Origin of the sequence: Chromobacterium sp. IRSSSOUMB001, from assembly GCF_023507765.1 — a bacterium.
Lineage (GTDB): Bacteria > Pseudomonadota > Gammaproteobacteria > Burkholderiales > Chromobacteriaceae > Chromobacterium > Chromobacterium haemolyticum.
This window is the reverse complement of the sequence record NZ_JALCYU010000005.1, coordinates 236594-253341: the sequence shown is the minus strand read 5'-3', so window position 1 is coordinate 253341 and position 16748 is coordinate 236594. Positions and strand designations below refer to the sequence as shown.

The window sequence follows — 16748 nt, the reverse complement described above, 5'->3', positions numbered from 1 at the left end:
CAATTCTCATTCAGAGGTCAAGACAAATGGGAAAACGACTAACACAAACTGTTTCATCGAGCCTCAGCGATGCCATCAACCGGCAAGTAGAGGCGGCATCCAAGATCGGCTTGGTTCCGAAGCGCATGTCGGACCTGATGGGTGTTGAACTCAAGACCTATTACCGCTGGCTGGCGGACAACAGCATGCCGCTGAACCGCGTTCGCCAGTTCGAAACCTTCTGCAAAGCCTCCTACATCAGCGAATACCTCTGCACGGCTCATGGAGACAAAGTGGTGATCGCCATCCCGTCTGGCCGTGCCGCCAAAGCGAGCGACCTTGGGGAAATGCAGGCTAATTTTGGCGAAGTGATCATGCTGCTGGAGCAATGCTACCGCGACAAAACGAGCGTCGCGGAAACCCTGGCCTTACTCGGCGTTGTCCTTTCGCAAGCGGCCTACCACCGCGAAAACATCCGCAAAATTGGCCAGCCTGAGCTCGATTTCTGCGAGGGCCAAGCATGAACTCCCCCGCATTCAAGTCGTATTTCAGCGCGTCAGAGCTAGCGAATATGCGCTTGCCTAACCTTCCGGGGACTGAAAGGGGCATTCGCATCACTGCTGAGCGTAATAAGTGGGACGCTCGCAAGAAGCTCCAAGGTAAGGGGTTCGAGTACGCTATTTCTAGCCTCCCAATTGACGCCGTCCGCGCCATCCAAGCCCGCGCCGCTGCCGCCGGTCGCGTTGACCAACTGATGGACCCCGCCGCCGCCCCGGCGATCAATAGCCGAATCCCTGGCTCGCAAATGAGCTTGCTGGACGACGAAAACCGCCGTGAAGCCGACCGCGAAGTGCTGCTGCGGCTGCCGAAACTGACGCCAAAACAGGTCGCACGCTTCGAAGCGCGCCGCAGTATCACCCTAGCCTGGTACACCTATCTCAAGCTCCACGGCATGCGGCCGTCGCGCAAGCTGTACGAAGCCTTCGTCAGCCACTTCAACGCCGGCCACCTGCAGGCGAATAAGGTGCAATACCCGGAGCTGGCCATCGCTACCGCCGGCGTGATTGAGCAGATCGCGCTGCGGACTCTGCAGATGTGGGTGTCCGATTACGAAAAAACCGGCCTTGCGGCCTTCGTCGACAAACTCGACGGCAGCCACCAGCGCGGCCGCTGCCAGATCAGTTTGCAGCCGGATTTGCACAACTTCACCCTCGGCATGCTGGTCAGCAATCCGCATATCAAGCCGGTCCACCTTGAGCAAGCCGCCGCCGCCCGCTTTGCCGGCCACAGCAACGTGTCCGTGCCCGGATACCACGCGTTCCGCCGCTTCATCAATCAATGGAAAACCGACAACGCCGAGCTGTTTACCGCCCTAATCAACCCGGACGCGTGGAAAAACCAACACATGTCGGCGTTCGGCTCCGCGTCTGAAGACGTTTACGGCTTGAACCAGCGCTGGGAGTTTGACTCCACCCCGGCCGATCTGATGCTGACCGATGGCCGTTACTGCTTGCTCGGCGTCATCGACGTCTGGAGCCGCCGCGCCAAGCTGTTGGTTGCCAAAACCAGCCGCGCCCTGGGCGTGGGCGTCCTGGTCCGGGCCGCGCTGCTGGACTGGGGCAAATGCGCCGAGGCCAAAACCGACAATGGCCAGGAATACGTCGGCGTCTACGTCGACGACGTGTTCCGCGCACTGGACATTGAGCAGATCAAATGCCCGCCGTTCCAGCCCTGGCACAAACCCCATATCGAGCGACTTTTCCGCACTTTCTCGCACGATCTGTTGGAGCTGCTGCCGGGCTATATCGGCCACAACGTCGCCGAGCGCAAAGCCATTGAGGCGCGCAAGCAGTTCTCGGAACGGCTGTTCACCAAAAACACAGTGTTGGATGTCGGCATGAGCAGCCAGCAGCTGCAGGCGTTCTGCGACCAATGGCTGGTGCGTTACCACAACACGACGCACAGCCAGCTTGAGATGAGTCCCGTTGAAAAAGCGGCGTCCTGGGCCGGTGAGGTCGAGGAGATCGACAACCCGCGCCTGCTCGACGTGCTGCTGGCCGAACGCATCGACCGCACCGTGCTGAAAAAAGGCCTGCAGATCGACGGCGGCTGGTTCATCGCCCCGGAATTGGCGGTGAATCTGATCGGCCGTCAAGTCCAGGTCCGGCTGGACCCCACCGACCTGGGCCGCGTCTACGTGTTCCACGACGGCCAGTTCATCTGCGTCGCCGAATGCCCGGAACGCACCGGCATGGATCGCCAACTTGTAGCACAGCAGGCCAAACGCATGCAGGCCGCTGAGGTCAGCCGCCAGAAGCGCGAACTCAAAGCGCTGGCACGCAAGGCGGCCACCGACGAAGTTGTGCAGGAAATCCTTCGCGCCGACGCCGAGCGCGCCGGCAAGTTGGTCTCGCTGCCGCGGCCGGCCGCCGCCGTCGACACCCAGGGCACCCGCGCCGCCGCAGCCGCAGTCCAGGCCGTCGACAACCCTCAATCCAATATCCCGCTGGCGATTCAACGCCAGCAGGCGTTGGCGGCTAAATCTGCCCCGGCCCCGGTCGACATCCCGCTGAGCGACGAAGCCAAGTTTCGCCGCTGGCTGGAACTGTCCGACTTGGTCGAGCACGGTCAGGCGATCCCCGAAAACGAACAGCGCTTTTTCGCCGGCTTCCCCAAGACCGCCCGATTCATGGTCCAGCACGAGAAGCACCAGAAGCTGCAGGCCAGCCAGCCGCGCAACGCCGGCAACCACTAGGAGTTTGAAACATGACTTTGAATGCTACCGCCGACATTACCAATGTCGATCTGATGCACGCCACGGCGCTGCGCCTGTTGAACCGCCCGAGTGGCTCGGATGGGCTGGCCGTGATGTTTGGCCCCAGCGGCTACGGTAAAACCCAAGCCGCGACTCAGGCCTATCTGCGCCACAACGGCTATTTCGTCCGCGTTTCCGACTCGTGGACTTGCAAGACGTTCTTGCAAAAAGTCCTCGCCGAAATGGACATCCAAGCGGGCCGCACCACCAGCGCCATGCTCGACCAAGTCGCGCAGCAGCTATCGACCAGCCAGCGCCCGATGATCATCGATGAAGCCGACTATGCGGCTGACAAGCCCCGGCTGATTCAACTGATCCGCGACATTCACGACACCAGTTGGCGCGCCAGCATCATTTTGGTCGGCGAGGAAGCACTACCGCACAAGCTCGCCAAATGGGAACGGGTCCATAGCCGCGTTTTGGATTGGGTGCCGGCCCAGCCGGTCAGCCTGGCCGACGCCCGCAAACTGGCACCGATCTATTGCGCCGATCTGCCGGTCGCAGATTGCCTGCTGCAGCGCGTGGTGGATGAAGCCCGCGGCTCGGTGCGCCGCGTTGGTAACAACCTGAACCTGATTCGCGAAGAGGGACTGGCCGAAGGCTGGGACGTGGCCACCCTGGAGGTGTGGGGTACCCGGCCGCTGTACAACGGCAAAGCACCGACCCGGAGGCTGCCGCAATGACCGCGCCCCGCAACGGCCGCAAACCGGCTCAACTGGAACTGGCCGGCGGTAAAAGTCCGCGCCAGCTGGCCTGGGAAACCATCCGCGCCCGTCGTGAAAGCTTCACGCTGAACGACGTCGCTTGCTATGCCGACATCGACATCCTAACCGCGAAGGCGTATCTGCAGGCGCTGGAGCGCGGCGGCTATATCAGCAGCACCAGCCCGCGCCGCAACACCAGTATCGCCGCCAAAACCTACCGGCTGGCCAACGACTGCGGCGTCGACGCGCCGCGGCTCAATCGTCACGGCCAAGTGGTGAATCGTGGCATTGGCAACACCAATATGTGGCGCGTGATCCGAATGAGCAAAAGCGAGTTCGACTATCACAGCATCGCCCGCGATGCCTCGACGCCTGAACACCAGATTGCCCCATCCACGGCCAAAAACTACCTGCTCGCACTGGAGCAGGCCGGCTATCTGGACATCGTTCAGCCCTCGCAAGGGAAGCCCGGCGGCGGCAACAGCCCCTGCCGGCTGCGACTGCGCCCCATTCACCCCATCACCGGCAAAGCGCCGGGGCCGCGGGCACCGATGGTTCAGCTTCTGAAAACGGTCTACGACCCGAACTGGGCGCAGATCGTCCAGCAAGAGGCACCGCACCATGACTAATTGGCTCGCGATGTTGCACGCCGCCGTCCAGGCCGAGGGCCAGCAGGCGGTAGCGCGTCGGCTGAACTACTCGCGCACCACCATCAGCCTAGTGTTGGCCGGCAAATACGGCGGCCGCGTCGACCTGGTGCAAAACGCGGTGCAAACAGAGTTCGGCACTGTCGCGTGCCCGTTCACCGGGCACGCCATCGCCCGCGACGTCTGCGCGACGATCTCCGCCGGCCCGATCCCGACACATAACCCCAGCAAGTTGGCGAACTGGCAGCACTGCCGGCATTGCCCCAACCGCAGCACAGGAGAGTGACGATGTTACATAGCGAAACCGCTGCTCTGCAGCGCATCCAATCGAATCAGCAGCTGCACGAGCAGCCCGTTGCCGGCCGGGAATACTTCCTGATCCGCCGCCATACGCTGGACCGCCAGCCGGCGTTGCAACTGACCGTCGATTTCTATCGTCAGCGTTTTGAGAGTGGCCGCGTCGACTTCTGGAGCGACGACGACCAGCGGGACGACGAGCTGCGGGTCAATGTGCCGATGGGGCGCACCGGCTTTGCCCTCTTGTACCGCATGGCGCGCTGCTGCCTGCAGCGCCGGCCGCTGAATCTCTACGTGACCGAGGCCCGGCCATGAGCGCCGTCCTGCCGCTGGGCCGGCCGGTGCCCAATGTCTACATGCTGGCCGGCGCTCACCGGATCGCCGCCGCGATTGAGCTGCTGAGCCGCGAAGGGCTCACCGTGCTGAGTTCGGTACAGGAACACCCGATGAAGCCAACGATTCGCGTGCGCCACAGCATCCAGTGCGACCGGCTGATCGCCACCGGCGAGGCCTCGTTCTACTCGTTCGGCAGCAACGATGATGGCCGCTTCAGCGAGGCCCAGTTCGAACGCGCCGGTTGCCGCGTGATCTGGACCCAGTACCCGTAACCCCAAACCCACGACACCCCCGTAACCATCAGGAGCATGACATGCAAACCGCACGCAAAAACTATCTCGAAATCCGTCGCAACCGCGGCATGAAACAGGGCGAATTCTGGAGCCGGGTAGGCGTCACCCAGTCCGGCGGCTCGCGCTATGAGAACGAGCGCAAAATCCCGAAGCCGGTCGCTGAATTGGTCCGCCTGCAGCACGAACTTGACATCGACACGCGGCTGATTAGCAGCGGCAACGCCGACCTGGTGCGGGCCGTGATCGGCGGAACGCTGGACGCCGGGCAACTGCGCCGCACCGCCGAGCGCTTCCAGGTGCTGATCGCGTCAATGAAGCTGGCCGCAGCTGAGGCTGAACAGGCCGGCAGCGTCAACCAACTGGAAACAGGCCGGGAGGGCTGACCATGCAAATCATTCCGCATCAACAAACCATCGTCCACGCTCTGAACCGCGCCTCGCAACCGCTGACATTCGGTCAACTGGTTGAGGCCACCCAGTTGAACCGCGAACTGGTGCAGCAATGCCTGGACAAGCTGGCCGAGGTCTATCTCGTGACATTCGACCTGGACCAGAAGACCTACCAAATCAACCTGCCGACTACAGTCGCTACGCCGCCAGCGACACCCATCGCTGCTGCGCCGTGCGACAGCCTGTCAGTGCCGCAGCAGGTGCGGCAGCACCTAGAGGCCGCGCCACAGCAAACACTCAGCGTCGCCGAACTGGCGAAACGGGTAGATGGCTCGCGTCAGGCAATCAACGCAGCGCTGCAGCACTGGCGCAAAAAAAACTGCGTGCGCATCGTCAACGATGGCTGGCAGTGGCAGGAGCCGCCCGCCAGCGTGCCGGCATCGGATGGAGTCCCGGCAGGCGTGCAACTGGACCCGGCCCCGGTGTTGTTGCCGGAACCAACGGCCCAGCCGGCCGACGTCGCGGAACTGGACCAGATCGACCAGACGCTAGCCCGCTTCACCCGGCAATTCCGCATCGCTGTGGTGAATAACGGCTCGCTGGAGATTCAGAACCATGGCGGGAAATTGACGCTGAGCGTGACAGAGGCCGCGGCCCTGAACGAGTTCATGCGTCTCGCGGCGCCGCTGATCGGGGCCGCCTTATGACACAGGCGGTGTTGGACGAGGCGACCCGGCAGCGGCTGGCTGCCGAGGTGGACCGGCTGGTAGCGATGGACATCGACCGGCGAGACGCGCGGCGGATCGTATGGGACGACTACCAGGACGAACTGGCTGCCAGCCTGGTCGCCACGCCAGCGCCGCCTGTGGCTGTCCCGGTGCCGGAGCCGCCGGCCAGTGCTCCACCTCCTAATCGTCCGTTTTGGCGGGCGGAGGATGAGCCGCCACTCACGCCTGAGTGGCTGGAAAGGAACCGGCGGCAACTGGCGCATGTAAAGCGATTGTTGAGGTGATGACGATGCAAAACGATATGCAAATCCCGGAGGGGTACTGGCAGGACGCCAAAGGTCATTTAGTGCCGGTCAGTCTGATCCGGCCCATTGACCAGGAACGGGACCGCCTGGTGAAAGAGCTGGTGGGCAGGGCCCTGCCGATTTCCGATGCCCTAGCGGGCTTCAAGAAAAGTGCCTTTGACGACGTGGCCGCCTTTACCGAGCTGTCCTGGGAACAGTACGGCGTCGTGGTGGGCGGCAAAAAGGGCAACGTAACGCTGCACAGCTTCGACGGCCGTTATCGCCTGGAACGCGCGTTCCAGGACCGGATCGCCTTTGATGAGCGTCTGCAGGCGGCGAAGGTGTTGATTGATCAGTGTCTACACGACTGGTCGGAAGGGGCCGGGCCGGAACTGCAGGCGATCGTGAACCAGGCTTTTGCCGTGGACAAAAAAGGCAAGATCAATACCGCCCGCATTTTGGCTCTGCGTCGCCTGGACATCCAAGACGAGCGTTGGCAGCGGGCTATGACGGCCATTGGCGAGGCGCTGCAGGTGGTAGGCAGCTCCACCTATATCCGGCTCTATGAGCGAATCGGCAAATCCGAACAGTACCGGATGATCCCCCTTGATATTGCGGGAGTTTGAGATGAGCGCACTGACAAACGTGTTCGACTGGCCCAAAACCACCCTTCTTAATGTCTTCAACGAGGCGGTTAACGCTGAGGATGATCAGTTCGAGGTCGTTGAAATGGAACTGAATAACAGCAGAACTTTCGCCATCGTGATGATTTCCGGATATCACACCCAGGCGGTTCTTCAGGCAATGCGCGACGCGCAGGAGGATTGAGATGGCTAACTGCATCAACTGCAGCGAAACGATGGGCTGGCTGAATCACGTCAAGGCGGATGTGTTCGACAGCGCGGTGGGGCCGAGTCCAGTCATCGACCTGATCCTGCGCTGCCCGTACTGCACGCAGGAGTACAACGCCTTTGTTCCCGTTGACGATCTGATTCCGCTGGGTGAATGAGATGGCCCCCACGCACAAACAGATCGCAGCCGGACAGCGCCGATCCCTTCTGGCCATGCAGCGGAAGTTGCAGGACATGGCCGCGCAGTGGGGAGACCTCGACGCCTACAACGAGGGCGCCCTGGCCCACCTCGCCGAAAAAATTGGGAACACAGCCGGCGACCTTATCGAGAAAGACTGACCCCCGCGAAACCGCCCGCAAGGGCGGTCTGCCGGGCGTGGCGGCCCGGTACTGATGAGCAGCCGCAGACCATCGACAGAGCTCGCATGGGTGAGCCGCCGGCCCCGATCCATTCAACAGGGGTGCCGTTCTCTGATACCGCCGGCAGGCGGCTCACCCATGCGAGCAGGAGGAAACACGATGACAGACCCGCGCAAACCGATGATCGTTAAATTGCAGATCGCCAAGCGCAAGCTGCAAATGGACGACGCCGACTATCGGGCGATGCTCGCTCGCATCGCATCGGGCAAACGGAGCAGCACGCAATTAACGCGGGCCGAACTGGACATGGCGCTGCGCGAGATGGCTCGCCTCGGTTTCGTGCAAAAGCCAGCGCAAAAGCATGGCCGCAGGCCGCGGCCGACGGACAGCCGCGAAACACTGGTCGCAAAAATTGAGGCGCAGCTGGCTAGCGCCGCCAGGCCCTGGAGCTACGCCCACGGCATGGCGTGGCATATGTTCCGGATTGCCCGCGTGGAATGGCTGGACGCCGAGCAGCTGAACAAATTGATGTTGGCGCTGGTTTACGATGCGCGTCGCAATGGGAGGCCGAAATGAACGAAGCCCAGCATGAAGCGGCGATGGCCCGCGCTTTGCATCTGCTGCCGGAAAATGCCCGCCAGGTCGTCGACATCATCGGCCTGGCCACTACATTGAAACTCGTGAACGCCTTTGGCGGCACCCATGTTTCTGTACCCAAAACCACACGCGAGCGTGGCAGTTTCTCCGCGCTGTCGGAGGTCGTGGGCACCGATGCCGCTCGGCTGCTGGTGCGGCGTTATGGCGATACCCGGCTCTATGTGCCGAAATGCGCGGCGGCGCTGCGCGGTTTGCGTGATGCCAACATCCGTGCGGACTATGATAAGTGGTGCCGGGAATTGGGGCATAATGCCACTGTCAACAATATACTGGTTCCCAAGTACCGACTATGCGACCGGAGGCTGGAAGACATCTTATCCAAGGTCGACCAGGTGTTGCCGGAGGCGCAAGGGAGCTTGTTTTAGGGGGAGTGATGGCGATTACCAATAAGCAGTTAGGCATTGTGGCTGTTCTCATGGTTGCTATAGCAGGTGCAGAGTATTACCAGTACAAGGCCACTACCCCCACTTCATCCCCCTCGCAGGCACAAAGCCAATCAGTATCTGCCGCGCAGTTGGGCAATGAGTGGCCGCTACGCGTCAGCTCCGGCAAAGTTTACTGCGAACTCGGTGCTCGCTACGTGTTCGAAGACCCTAACGGCCAGCGCTGGGGCATCAATGGTATGGCGAACGCAGTGTATCCTGAGATTCGCCCGCTACTCCTCGACAACTCCAACCCTGGAATGGCTTGCCGGCCTGACGAACCCAACTGCGTGACGCCCAAGATGTCGCTGTCTCCACTATTCGACATCGCTGAACGTCTGTGTAAGTAGTAAGCCGCATCCCCTACCGAACTCCTTCCTGATCTTCTTTTCGGCCGCCGCTCCCTAATATCGCTTCATGTCCACGACAGGAGCGGCCCCATGGCCCGAACCATCAATCGAATTGTGATTCATTGCGCCGCCTCGCCCAATGGCAAGCAACTGGCGCGCAGTGACAGCCAAACCGCCGCCGGCATCATTGATGTTTGGCACAGCCAGCGCGGCTTCCGGCGCAGCGGCCCCTATGCCGCCAGCTTCAACCCCAATCTCAAGTCCATCGGCTATCACTACGTGCTGGACGTCGACGGCCGCAAATCGACTGGCCGGCATCTCGACGAAATCGGCGCGCATGTCCAGGGCCATAACGCTGACAGCATCGGGATTTGCCTGGTCGGCACAGACCGCTATACCAGCGCGCAGTGGAGCGCGTTGCACAGCCTGGTCAAAGCGCTGCAGGCGCAGTTCCCTGGTGCGTCCGTGCTCGGCCATCGCGACTTGTCCCCGGACCTCAACGGCGACGGCAAGATCACGCCGAACGAGTGGACCAAAACCTGCCCGGGCTTCACGGTCGCCGAATGGCTGTCTAGCGGTATGAAGCCCTTAGCCGCGCATCTGTTGGGCTGACCATGGCGCTGCGAGACCTCATCACAAACCCGGCCTCTGGCCGGCTTTCTACCAGCGACAGCACCCTGGTCGGCGCATTCCTGGCCAGCACGTTGGCGCTGCTTTACGCCACTGTCACCGGCCAACTGAGCGAATGGCTGTTTGTTGGCTATCTGGCTGCCTGGGTGACGCAAAGCCAAGCGTCCAAACGCGCCGCCATCACTCGCGACACGCTGCCGACAAAACCGGAGGAAACGCCATGAATCCTTGGTTGAGGCCCATTGGCCTGGCGCTGTTGGTGATCGCAGTGTCCGGCCTGATTGCCGGCGGCGGATACCAAGTCGCCGCCAATGTCTACCAGGCCAAGTTGGACCGACTGCATGCCGACTATGCACGCGAGCGCCAGAGCCAGGCGGAAGCCCAGGCGACGGCGCTGGACAAAGCGCTGCGCGAGCAAACCGCGCTCAACGAACAGGCGCACCGCCTAGGCGTTGAACTGCTGAACACCCGCGCTGAACTCGTTGCGGCTCATGCCGCACTGAAACGGAGAATCCCCGATGCGACTCGTTCCGACGGCTCTTCTTTTACTGGCCTTGGCCCTGCAGGGCTGCGGCTCTACACCGACAACCTCGGTTATGTCGACGCCGCAAAGGGCTTGCCCGCAACCGACGCCGGAAATGCTGCAAAAACCGATGCGACCGCCGCCGCCGAGACCGGGCTATTACCAGTCGACCTCCTGGCTCATTCCGCCGATTACGGCGCTTGGTGCCAGAAGATAGAGCAGCAGCTCGACAGCTTGAACCGCTTGTATCACGCGGAGTCCCGGTGATCGATTTCCTTGGCCTGCGAATGAATGACCGCGGCGATCTGCTCGACGAACTTGACGCCACCAGCGACAGGCTGTCCGGGCTGATTCAGCAGATCGCTCCGATGGGGGGAAATGGCAATTGTGCAAAAGAAGCCGCAAACCGCCTGGCGGAAGCCCAGGCGTCGTGGACGGAGGCATTTGATGGATCAGTTTGACCAGGCGTCGGAGCTGGAACAGCTGCAGCGCGATATCGCGTTGAGCGATCAACTGGCCCGTGCCGCCAGCGGGCTGGCCTTGAGCCACTGCGAGGATTGCGGCGACGCGATCCCGCCGGCGCGGGCTAGAGCGATGCCAGGCTGCCGCCGCTGTATTTACTGCCAAGAACGCAAGGAGCGCCGCTGAGCGCCGAGGGGGAAATATTGATCACATTGGAGCCGACATACCTGATTGGGCTAGCGCTCTCGTTTTTCGGTTTTCTATTTGCCGCAGGCAAGCTGTTCCTGGCACAAGTGGACCGCCGGCAGAGTGAGCGGGATGACCGACAGGAACAGCAAACTCAGGCCCTACTTAAGCAGCTGGGCCAACAGGCCGAAAGCGTGAATCAACAGTTGTCCCAACAAGCTGAAAGCGTGCATCGCTTGGAGAGGGACTTCCTGAAGTTTCAGGGAGACCTACCTCTCTCTTATGTGCGCCGCGAAGATTACATGCGCAATCAAACGGTAATCGAAGCCAAGTTGGACGCTGTGGCGCTGAAAATCGAGAACATCCAATTGAGGGCACACCGATGAATGTGGATCAAGCGAAATTGCGTCGTGAATCGCTGCGCTGGTATCTGCTGCTGGCACTGTACAACGCACGTCCGGAAGAAGTCTGCGAGGACATCGTATTGATGACGATGCAGACGCTATACCCCGACGTCACGGCACTGGAGGTCCGCAAAGAGCTGGATTACTTGGCCGTCCGGGTGCTGGTGAAATTGCGCAAAGAGGCTAGCGGGCGGTGGTGGGGCGATCTGACCCGATACGGCGTCGATATCACCGAGTACACCATCGACTGCGAACCTGGCATTGCCCGACCCCAAAAATACTGGGGCCAATGAGATGGCGCGTCGCAACAGTGTCGAGCAGTTGCCCAAAGCGGTACGCGACTGGCTGGACAAAGCGCTGATCGATGGCAATTTCAGCGGTTATAAGGCGCTGGAGGAGGCCCTGCGCGAGCGGGGCTGCGCGGTCAGCCGATCAGCGATTCACCGCTACGGCCAGAAAATCGAGCGCCGATTCGCCGCCATTAAAGCGAGCACTGAGGCGGCGCGCTTTCTAACCGAGGGCGCGGCCGATGATCAGGACGCACGCAGCGAAGCGGTGATCGCACTGGTGCAGACAGAGATGTTTGAAAGCATCGTCAATCTGCAAGAGGCCAACGAGGAAGACATCCGACCGGAAGACCGCATCGCGCTATTGTCGAAAGCGGCGAAAAACATCGCCACCCTGGCCAGGGCCAGCGTCAACCAGAAGCGGTTTCGCCAGGAAGTGCAGGCGAAGGTGGACACAGCCGCCGCCAATGTCGAGAAGATCGCCCAGAAAGGCGGCCTGTCGGCCGAGGTAGCAGCACAGCTGCGTCGAGAAATCCTTGGGATTGCGGGCTAAAGCAACGTGAGCATGGGGACTGAAATGTATGAATGGCATGTGAAATACAGTGAAACGAAGAGCAATGGCTCGCGCATATCCTGCGAAGTTTACGAGGCGACGGTGATTGCCGACAGCGAGGAGGAAGTGAGGGCCATTATGGCCGAAGCGGAGCCGGATATGGTCATTGATAGTCTCCTCCAGGGCGAGGCCGTGGATGAAAGCTAACCTTCCAGTTCAGCTCCCCAATACGGCAAGCATTGAGGCTCCGGCAGCCTTGATGGGGTATCAGCAGCGCTGGGTTGCTGACCCGTCCCCGCTCAAGGTCATAGAGAAAAGCCGCCGTACCGGCCTGACCTGGGGTGAGGCCTCAGATGATGTGCTGTCGGCCGCGACTGCCCGCAGCGCCGGCGGGCAGAACGTCTACTACATCGCTTACAACCAGGACATGACTATCGAGTACATCCAGGCATGTGCGATGTGGGCACGAGTCTTCAATTACGCGGCCGGTGAAGTGGAAGAAGGGTTTTGGGACGGGGAAGACGATGCGGACAAACACATCAAGACCTATACCATCCGATTCCCCGCCTCCGGCTTCCGTATCGTCGCCTTGTCCAGCCGGCCGTCCAACTTGCGCGGCCGGCAAGGGATCATCGTCATTGACGAGGCCGCATTCCACGACAAACTGGGCGAGCTGCTGAAAGCAGCGCTGGCCATGCTGATCTGGGGTGGCAAGGTGCGCATCATTTCCACCCATAACGGCACCGATAACCCGTTCAACGACCTGATTGAAGATATCCGGGCCGGCAAGCGCAAAGGCAGTGTGCATCGTGTGACATTCAAAGAAGCCGTTGCAGACGGACTTTATCGGCGGGTTTGCTTACGTCTGGGCAAGGACTGGAGCGCTGCGGACGAGGCCGAGTGGATGGCGGGGGTCTACGCCTTCTATGGCGATGGCGCGGTGGAAGAGCTGGACTGCGTGCCGGCCAATTCGGGCGGTGCCTGGCTATCGCGTGCGCTGATTGAGCTACGCATGTCCGCAGAGACCCCGGTTTTGCGCTACGAGTGCAAGGAGGGATTCGAGCTGCTGTCCGACACCACCCGTCATCTTGATTGTCAGGACTGGATTGAGGAACACCTGGACCCCGTGTTGAAAAAGCTGCCACCGGAGCTGCGGTCATTCGACGGCCAGGACTTTGCCCGTAGCGGCGATCTGTCGGTGCATGTGCCCTTGATTGAGCAGCAGAATCTATTGCATCGGGTGCCCTTCGTGTTAGAGCTGCGCAATGTTCCATTCCGGCAGCAGGAACAACTTTGTTTTCACTTGCTGGATGGGTTGCCCAATTTTGCTGGGGCCGCGTTCGACGCTCGAGGGAACGGTCAATACCTTGCGGAGGTGGCCATGCAGCGCTACGGCGTGGAACGCATTCATCAGATCATGCCCACCGAAAGTTGGTATCGCGAGCATATGCCGCCATTGAAAGCCGCTCTAGAGGACGGCGAATTGATCGACATCCCCAAAGATAAGGACATTTTGGCCGACCTGCGGTCGGTCCAAATCATCAAAGGCGTGCCGAGGGTGCCCGAAAGCCGAACGGCGGGAGAAGACAAGGGCCAGCGCCACGGTGATGCGGCCATTGCGCTGGCACTGGCCAAATACGCCAGCCGCGAAATCAACGCAACGCCATTAGCCACCCGCGGCTATCACGGCATCAGCCGCGGCATGCATGCCGCGTCCGGTCGTTTCGGTCGCGGCACCTGGTAAAGGAAGAAAAATGGCGAGCAGAATCCTTGGCCCCGATGGCCAGCCGATCAGCACCGGCCTGTTAAAAACCACGATCGCCACCCCGACCACCACCGGGGTTCGTCAAATTGTTGCCGGCGTCACTCAGGGGCTGGACCCGCATCGACTGGGCACCATGTTGCGCAATGCCGTGACTGGCAATGCTAGCGACTACCTGAAGCTTGCCGAAGATATGGAAGAAAAGTACCTCCATTACGGTTCTGAGCTGTCAACGCGTAAACGCGCCCTGGTCGGCTTGGAACTCTATGTCGAACCGGCCGGCGACGATGCCACCAGCCTGCGCGCCGCCGAGCTTGTAGAGCAGGCGCTGGAGCCGGTGCGGGCGAGCCTGTTCGATTTGCTGGACGCCATCGGCAAAGGCTATAGCGTGCATGAAATCGACTGGGAAACCAGTGCAAAACAATGGATGCCCAGGGGGCTGCAACACCTCCAGCCCTACTGGCTGCAGACCCGCAAAACCGAGCCGGACACGCTGTTTCTGCGCTCGGATATGGACCAGGCGGGGGAACCGCTGCTGCCGTACAAATTCATCGTGCACAAGGTGAAGGCGAAATCCGGGGTGTTGATCCGCGGCGGCTTGGCCCGGATGGCGACTTGGGCCTTCTTGTTCAGCAATTTTGCGATCAAAGATTGGTTAACCTTCGCTGAAGCCTACGGTCAGCCGCTGCGTGTTGGCTACTACGAGAAAAGCGCGACGCCGGCGGACATCGACTCGCTGCTGCAAGCGCTGCGCAGCCTGGGCACCGACGCGGCGGCGGCGATCCCCAAGGACATGAAAATAGAATTCGTCGACGCTGGCAATAAAACTGCCTCCGTCGATATCTATGCAAAACTCGGCGAGTATTTCGACCGCAACATTAGCAAGATCGTGCTCGGGCAAACGCTGTCAACCAATGCCGGCGAAAGCGGCGGCGGCGCTTACGCGCTCGGCAAAGTTCACAACGAAGTGCGACAAGACATTTTGGAGTCGGATGTCGGGCAGCTCGAAACGACACTGGCCCGCGACTATGTCCGGCCGCTGGTTGATTTAAACCTCGGGCCGCAGTCGGTTTATCCGTCGATCAAGATTCGTGTCAATAAACCCGAGGACTTGACCGCGCTGGCCGGCGTCGTCAATACGCTGGTGCGGGCGGGGTTGCCAATTAGCCAGGACTCGGTCTATCAGCGCTTTGGCCTGGAGAAACCCAAAGAAGGCGAGGCATTATTGCAGCCCGTTGACGCCGGCGTTGGCCTGGCCCAGGCCGTCAATCGTTATCGCGTAGCCAACCAGCTGCAGCCTAGCCAGAGCGGGCAACTGGACGCGCTGCAGCAGCAACTGACCCAGGCAGGCCAACAGCCGCTGGACGCGATGCTGCAGGTCATCCGCCAGGCGCTGGCCGATGCGCCGGACCTGGAGTCGTTTCGTGCATGGCTGTTGGACGCCTACGGCGATCTGCCAACCGAGCAGCTGCAGCGCGTGATGCATACCGGTTTCAGCCTTGCCGAGTTGGCCGGGCGCTACGAGGTGAACCATGGCCGATAGCCTGGCCGCAGTGTTCAAGCGACCCTGGGATGCCCAGCTCACCTATTTTCGGCAGAAACTGAATCTGGGCACCGAACGCTGGACCGACATCATGAAAGGCCAGCACGACAAGGCCTTCGTCGTGGCCGGCGCGATGGCCGGTGACTTACTTGAGGATTTGCGCCAGGCGGTTGACAAGGCAGTTGCCGGCGGCAGCACGCTGGCGGATTTCCGGCGCGACTTCGACAAGATCGTCGCGGAGCGTGGCTGGGAGTACAACGGCAGCCGCGACTGGCGCAGCCGCGTGATCTACCAGACCAACCTCGCCAGCAGCTACGCCGCCGGGCGCTGGCAGCAGTTGACCGACCCGGACATGCTCAAGGTCCGGCCATACTGGCGCTACAAACACAGCGACTCGGTGTTGCGGCCGCGCCCGCAACACTTGGCCTGGAACGGCCTCATTCTGCGGGCCGACGACCCATGGTGGCAGATCCATTTCCCTCCTAATGGCTGGGGCTGCCAGTGCAGCATCGTCGCGGTATCCGAACAGGAACTGCGCAGCACATTCGGCAAGTCCGGCCCGGACACCGCACCCGTCATCGAGACCCGCGAGATTATTCGGCCGGACGGCAGCAGCGTCTTTGTGCCGGACGGCGTCGATTTTGGCTGGGACTACGCCCCCGGCCAGGCTTACCTGGGACGCCAGTTGCTGGACAAGGCGGCCAGCACCTCGGCGCGGATCGGTGCGGCTGCGGTGCGCAGCGCGGCGGAAAACATCGACGCCCTGGACAAGGTGCTCCAGGAACAATGGCGGCCGCTTGTGCAACGGATCTACCCGGACCCGAGTAACTACAAGCCGAGCAAGCAGCGCATCCACATCGGCGCGCTGGCCCCGGAGCTGGTCGAGCACATCGAAACCGTGACCGGTCAGGAACTGGCCACTGCGGTGATCTCGGTCGACGATAGCGAGATCAAACACGCGCTGCGCGATGCCGGCGGTAAGGCGACAAAGCGGATCAGCCAGGCGGACGCCCTGCGCGCTGTAGTCGGCATGTACCAACCGGAAAGGGTGTACCAGGTCGTCGAGCAAGGGGAGTCCAAGCCGTTGTACCTGATGATCTACCCTGCCCAGGGAGGCAAGAAACACGTAAAAGCCGTGGTCAGTGCAAATTACCGCACAAAAGATAAACAACAGGATGGCAAGCGGGTCAGCATACAGACCAATACGTTAACGACCTTGGGCTATGTGGAACTGTCGGACTTGGATAACCCGGCGCAATACCGGCGGGTCAAATAGAGGGGGGAAT

28 protein-coding genes and 1 other RNA gene are annotated in these 16748 nt (G+C 61.2%); all 29 read left to right on the top strand.

Features of this window, described 5'->3' with window-relative positions:
- Window positions 1-26: 26 nt before the first annotated feature.
- Window positions 27-503 (top strand): hypothetical protein, encoded by a 477-nt coding sequence (locus MOV80_RS08865; RefSeq protein WP_107731690.1) that lies wholly within the window; start codon window positions 27-29, stop codon window positions 501-503.
- 281 nt (window positions 504-784) lie between these two features.
- Window positions 785-2734 carry a transposase family protein gene (locus tag MOV80_RS08860; protein ID WP_249605054.1) on the top strand — a complete coding sequence of 650 codons (1950 nt, stop codon included), beginning with the start codon at window positions 785-787 and terminating at the stop codon, window positions 2732-2734.
- Between the two features lie 11 nt (window positions 2735-2745).
- Entirely contained in the window at window positions 2746-3477 is a 732-nt protein-coding gene (locus MOV80_RS08855; RefSeq protein WP_249605053.1) for an ATP-binding protein, read from the top strand.
- On the top strand, window positions 3474-4127 hold the full coding sequence (locus tag MOV80_RS08850) for a hypothetical protein (RefSeq protein WP_249605052.1): 654 nt from the start codon (window positions 3474-3476) through the stop codon (window positions 4125-4127). Before MOV80_RS08855 ends, MOV80_RS08850 begins: the two co-directional genes overlap by 4 nt.
- Entirely contained in the window at window positions 4120-4431 is a 312-nt protein-coding gene (locus MOV80_RS08845; protein ID WP_249605051.1) for an XRE family transcriptional regulator, read from the top strand. Before MOV80_RS08850 ends, MOV80_RS08845 begins: the two co-directional genes overlap by 8 nt.
- 2 nt (window positions 4432-4433) lie before the next feature.
- Window positions 4434-4757: a hypothetical protein gene (locus tag MOV80_RS08840; protein WP_200122376.1), complete on the top strand. Its 324-nt coding sequence runs from the start codon at window positions 4434-4436 to the stop codon at window positions 4755-4757.
- A complete protein-coding gene (locus MOV80_RS08835; RefSeq protein WP_200122378.1) occupies window positions 4754-5050 on the top strand; it encodes a hypothetical protein in 297 nt (98 codons plus the stop codon). The genes MOV80_RS08840 and MOV80_RS08835 overlap by 4 nt, the downstream gene beginning before the upstream one ends.
- Before the next feature lie 41 nt (window positions 5051-5091).
- On the top strand, window positions 5092-5454 hold the full coding sequence (locus MOV80_RS08830; protein WP_233620761.1) for a helix-turn-helix transcriptional regulator: 363 nt from the start codon (window positions 5092-5094) through the stop codon (window positions 5452-5454).
- Window positions 5455-5456: 2 nt separating this feature from the next.
- A complete protein-coding gene (locus MOV80_RS08825; RefSeq protein ID WP_249605050.1) occupies window positions 5457-6167 on the top strand; it encodes a hypothetical protein in 711 nt (236 codons plus the stop codon).
- Between the two features lie 310 nt (window positions 6168-6477).
- Window positions 6478-7098: a DUF3164 family protein gene (locus MOV80_RS08820; protein WP_249605049.1), complete on the top strand. Its 621-nt coding sequence runs from the start codon at window positions 6478-6480 to the stop codon at window positions 7096-7098.
- A 1-nt stretch (window position 7099) separates the two neighbouring features.
- Entirely contained in the window at window positions 7100-7300 is a 201-nt protein-coding gene (locus MOV80_RS08815; protein WP_114152731.1) for a hypothetical protein, read from the top strand.
- 1 nt (window position 7301) lies between these two features.
- Window positions 7302-7481: a hypothetical protein gene (locus tag MOV80_RS08810; RefSeq protein ID WP_114152732.1), complete on the top strand. Its 180-nt coding sequence runs from the start codon at window positions 7302-7304 to the stop codon at window positions 7479-7481.
- 1 nt (window position 7482) lies between these two features.
- A complete protein-coding gene (locus tag MOV80_RS08805; protein ID WP_249605048.1) occupies window positions 7483-7662 on the top strand; it encodes a hypothetical protein in 180 nt (59 codons plus the stop codon).
- A gap of 3 nt (window positions 7663-7665) precedes the next feature.
- An RNA gene (locus MOV80_RS08800) (hammerhead ribozyme type II) lies at window positions 7666-7730 on the top strand.
- A 112-nt stretch (window positions 7731-7842) separates the two neighbouring features.
- Window positions 7843-8259: a regulatory protein GemA gene (locus tag MOV80_RS08795; RefSeq protein WP_249605047.1), complete on the top strand. Its 417-nt coding sequence runs from the start codon at window positions 7843-7845 to the stop codon at window positions 8257-8259.
- A complete protein-coding gene (locus MOV80_RS08790; RefSeq protein ID WP_249605046.1) occupies window positions 8256-8705 on the top strand; it encodes a Mor transcription activator family protein in 450 nt (149 codons plus the stop codon). Before MOV80_RS08795 ends, MOV80_RS08790 begins: the two co-directional genes overlap by 4 nt.
- A gap of 8 nt (window positions 8706-8713) precedes the next feature.
- Window positions 8714-9112, top strand: a complete 399-nt coding sequence (locus MOV80_RS08785) for a DUF2511 domain-containing protein (protein WP_249605045.1) — start codon at window positions 8714-8716, stop codon at window positions 9110-9112.
- Window positions 9113-9202: 90 nt separating this feature from the next.
- Window positions 9203-9724: an N-acetylmuramoyl-L-alanine amidase gene (locus tag MOV80_RS08780; protein ID WP_249605044.1), complete on the top strand. Its 522-nt coding sequence runs from the start codon at window positions 9203-9205 to the stop codon at window positions 9722-9724.
- Between the two features lie 2 nt (window positions 9725-9726).
- A complete protein-coding gene (locus MOV80_RS08775) occupies window positions 9727-9966 on the top strand; it encodes a hypothetical protein (protein WP_203390515.1) in 240 nt (79 codons plus the stop codon).
- Window positions 9963-10532: a hypothetical protein gene (locus MOV80_RS08770; protein ID WP_249605043.1), complete on the top strand. Its 570-nt coding sequence runs from the start codon at window positions 9963-9965 to the stop codon at window positions 10530-10532. Before MOV80_RS08775 ends, MOV80_RS08770 begins: the two co-directional genes overlap by 4 nt.
- Window positions 10529-10726, top strand: coding sequence for a hypothetical protein (locus tag MOV80_RS08765; protein ID WP_249605042.1), 198 nt, complete (start codon window positions 10529-10531; stop codon window positions 10724-10726). Before MOV80_RS08770 ends, MOV80_RS08765 begins: the two co-directional genes overlap by 4 nt.
- Window positions 10713-10913, top strand: a complete 201-nt coding sequence (locus tag MOV80_RS08760) for a TraR/DksA family transcriptional regulator (RefSeq protein WP_249605041.1) — start codon at window positions 10713-10715, stop codon at window positions 10911-10913. The genes MOV80_RS08765 and MOV80_RS08760 overlap by 14 nt, the downstream gene beginning before the upstream one ends.
- Before the next feature lie 17 nt (window positions 10914-10930).
- Window positions 10931-11299, top strand: a complete 369-nt coding sequence (locus tag MOV80_RS08755) for a hypothetical protein (RefSeq protein WP_233620762.1) — start codon at window positions 10931-10933, stop codon at window positions 11297-11299.
- Window positions 11296-11610 carry a hypothetical protein gene (locus MOV80_RS08750; RefSeq protein ID WP_114152740.1) on the top strand — a complete coding sequence of 105 codons (315 nt, stop codon included), beginning with the start codon at window positions 11296-11298 and terminating at the stop codon, window positions 11608-11610. Before MOV80_RS08755 ends, MOV80_RS08750 begins: the two co-directional genes overlap by 4 nt.
- 1 nt (window position 11611) lies before the next feature.
- Window positions 11612-12157, top strand: a complete 546-nt coding sequence (locus tag MOV80_RS08745; protein WP_114152741.1) for a DUF3486 family protein — start codon at window positions 11612-11614, stop codon at window positions 12155-12157.
- Window positions 12158-12181: 24 nt separating this feature from the next.
- Window positions 12182-12364: a hypothetical protein gene (locus MOV80_RS08740; protein ID WP_200122384.1), complete on the top strand. Its 183-nt coding sequence runs from the start codon at window positions 12182-12184 to the stop codon at window positions 12362-12364.
- Window positions 12354-13901, top strand: a complete 1548-nt coding sequence (locus MOV80_RS08735; protein ID WP_249605040.1) for a hypothetical protein — start codon at window positions 12354-12356, stop codon at window positions 13899-13901. Before MOV80_RS08740 ends, MOV80_RS08735 begins: the two co-directional genes overlap by 11 nt.
- A gap of 10 nt (window positions 13902-13911) precedes the next feature.
- On the top strand, window positions 13912-15462 hold the full coding sequence (locus tag MOV80_RS08730) for a DUF935 domain-containing protein (RefSeq protein WP_249605039.1): 1551 nt from the start codon (window positions 13912-13914) through the stop codon (window positions 15460-15462).
- Complete coding sequence (locus MOV80_RS08725) at window positions 15452-16738, top strand: phage minor head protein (protein ID WP_249605038.1); 1287 nt, start codon at window positions 15452-15454, stop codon at window positions 16736-16738. Before MOV80_RS08730 ends, MOV80_RS08725 begins: the two co-directional genes overlap by 11 nt.
- The last annotated feature ends 10 nt before the right edge of the window (window positions 16739-16748 follow it).

Coding starts and splice junctions, on each gene's coding strand:
- MOV80_RS08865 (WP_107731690.1), top strand. CDS start 27: ATGGGAAAACGACTAACACAAACTGTTTCATCGAGCCTCAGCGATGCC.
- MOV80_RS08860 (WP_249605054.1), top strand. CDS start 785: ATGAGCTTGCTGGACGACGAAAACCGCCGTGAAGCCGACCGCGAAGTG.
- MOV80_RS08855 (WP_249605053.1), top strand. CDS start 2,746: ATGACTTTGAATGCTACCGCCGACATTACCAATGTCGATCTGATGCAC.
- MOV80_RS08850 (WP_249605052.1), top strand. CDS start 3,474: ATGACCGCGCCCCGCAACGGCCGCAAACCGGCTCAACTGGAACTGGCC.
- MOV80_RS08845 (WP_249605051.1), top strand. CDS start 4,120: ATGACTAATTGGCTCGCGATGTTGCACGCCGCCGTCCAGGCCGAGGGC.
- MOV80_RS08840 (WP_200122376.1), top strand. CDS start 4,434: ATGTTACATAGCGAAACCGCTGCTCTGCAGCGCATCCAATCGAATCAG.
- MOV80_RS08835 (WP_200122378.1), top strand. CDS start 4,754: ATGAGCGCCGTCCTGCCGCTGGGCCGGCCGGTGCCCAATGTCTACATG.
- MOV80_RS08830 (WP_233620761.1), top strand. CDS start 5,092: ATGCAAACCGCACGCAAAAACTATCTCGAAATCCGTCGCAACCGCGGC.
- MOV80_RS08825 (WP_249605050.1), top strand. CDS start 5,457: ATGCAAATCATTCCGCATCAACAAACCATCGTCCACGCTCTGAACCGC.
- MOV80_RS08820 (WP_249605049.1), top strand. CDS start 6,478: ATGCAAAACGATATGCAAATCCCGGAGGGGTACTGGCAGGACGCCAAA.
- MOV80_RS08815 (WP_114152731.1), top strand. CDS start 7,100: ATGAGCGCACTGACAAACGTGTTCGACTGGCCCAAAACCACCCTTCTT.
- MOV80_RS08810 (WP_114152732.1), top strand. CDS start 7,302: ATGGCTAACTGCATCAACTGCAGCGAAACGATGGGCTGGCTGAATCAC.
- MOV80_RS08805 (WP_249605048.1), top strand. CDS start 7,483: ATGGCCCCCACGCACAAACAGATCGCAGCCGGACAGCGCCGATCCCTT.
- MOV80_RS08795 (WP_249605047.1), top strand. CDS start 7,843: ATGACAGACCCGCGCAAACCGATGATCGTTAAATTGCAGATCGCCAAG.
- MOV80_RS08790 (WP_249605046.1), top strand. CDS start 8,256: ATGAACGAAGCCCAGCATGAAGCGGCGATGGCCCGCGCTTTGCATCTG.
- MOV80_RS08785 (WP_249605045.1), top strand. CDS start 8,714: ATGGCGATTACCAATAAGCAGTTAGGCATTGTGGCTGTTCTCATGGTT.
- MOV80_RS08780 (WP_249605044.1), top strand. CDS start 9,203: ATGGCCCGAACCATCAATCGAATTGTGATTCATTGCGCCGCCTCGCCC.
- MOV80_RS08775 (WP_203390515.1), top strand. CDS start 9,727: ATGGCGCTGCGAGACCTCATCACAAACCCGGCCTCTGGCCGGCTTTCT.
- MOV80_RS08770 (WP_249605043.1), top strand. CDS start 9,963: ATGAATCCTTGGTTGAGGCCCATTGGCCTGGCGCTGTTGGTGATCGCA.
- MOV80_RS08760 (WP_249605041.1), top strand. CDS start 10,713: ATGGATCAGTTTGACCAGGCGTCGGAGCTGGAACAGCTGCAGCGCGAT.
- MOV80_RS08750 (WP_114152740.1), top strand. CDS start 11,296: ATGAATGTGGATCAAGCGAAATTGCGTCGTGAATCGCTGCGCTGGTAT.
- MOV80_RS08745 (WP_114152741.1), top strand. CDS start 11,612: ATGGCGCGTCGCAACAGTGTCGAGCAGTTGCCCAAAGCGGTACGCGAC.
- MOV80_RS08740 (WP_200122384.1), top strand. CDS start 12,182: ATGTATGAATGGCATGTGAAATACAGTGAAACGAAGAGCAATGGCTCG.
- MOV80_RS08735 (WP_249605040.1), top strand. CDS start 12,354: ATGAAAGCTAACCTTCCAGTTCAGCTCCCCAATACGGCAAGCATTGAG.
- MOV80_RS08730 (WP_249605039.1), top strand. CDS start 13,912: ATGGCGAGCAGAATCCTTGGCCCCGATGGCCAGCCGATCAGCACCGGC.
- MOV80_RS08725 (WP_249605038.1), top strand. CDS start 15,452: ATGGCCGATAGCCTGGCCGCAGTGTTCAAGCGACCCTGGGATGCCCAG.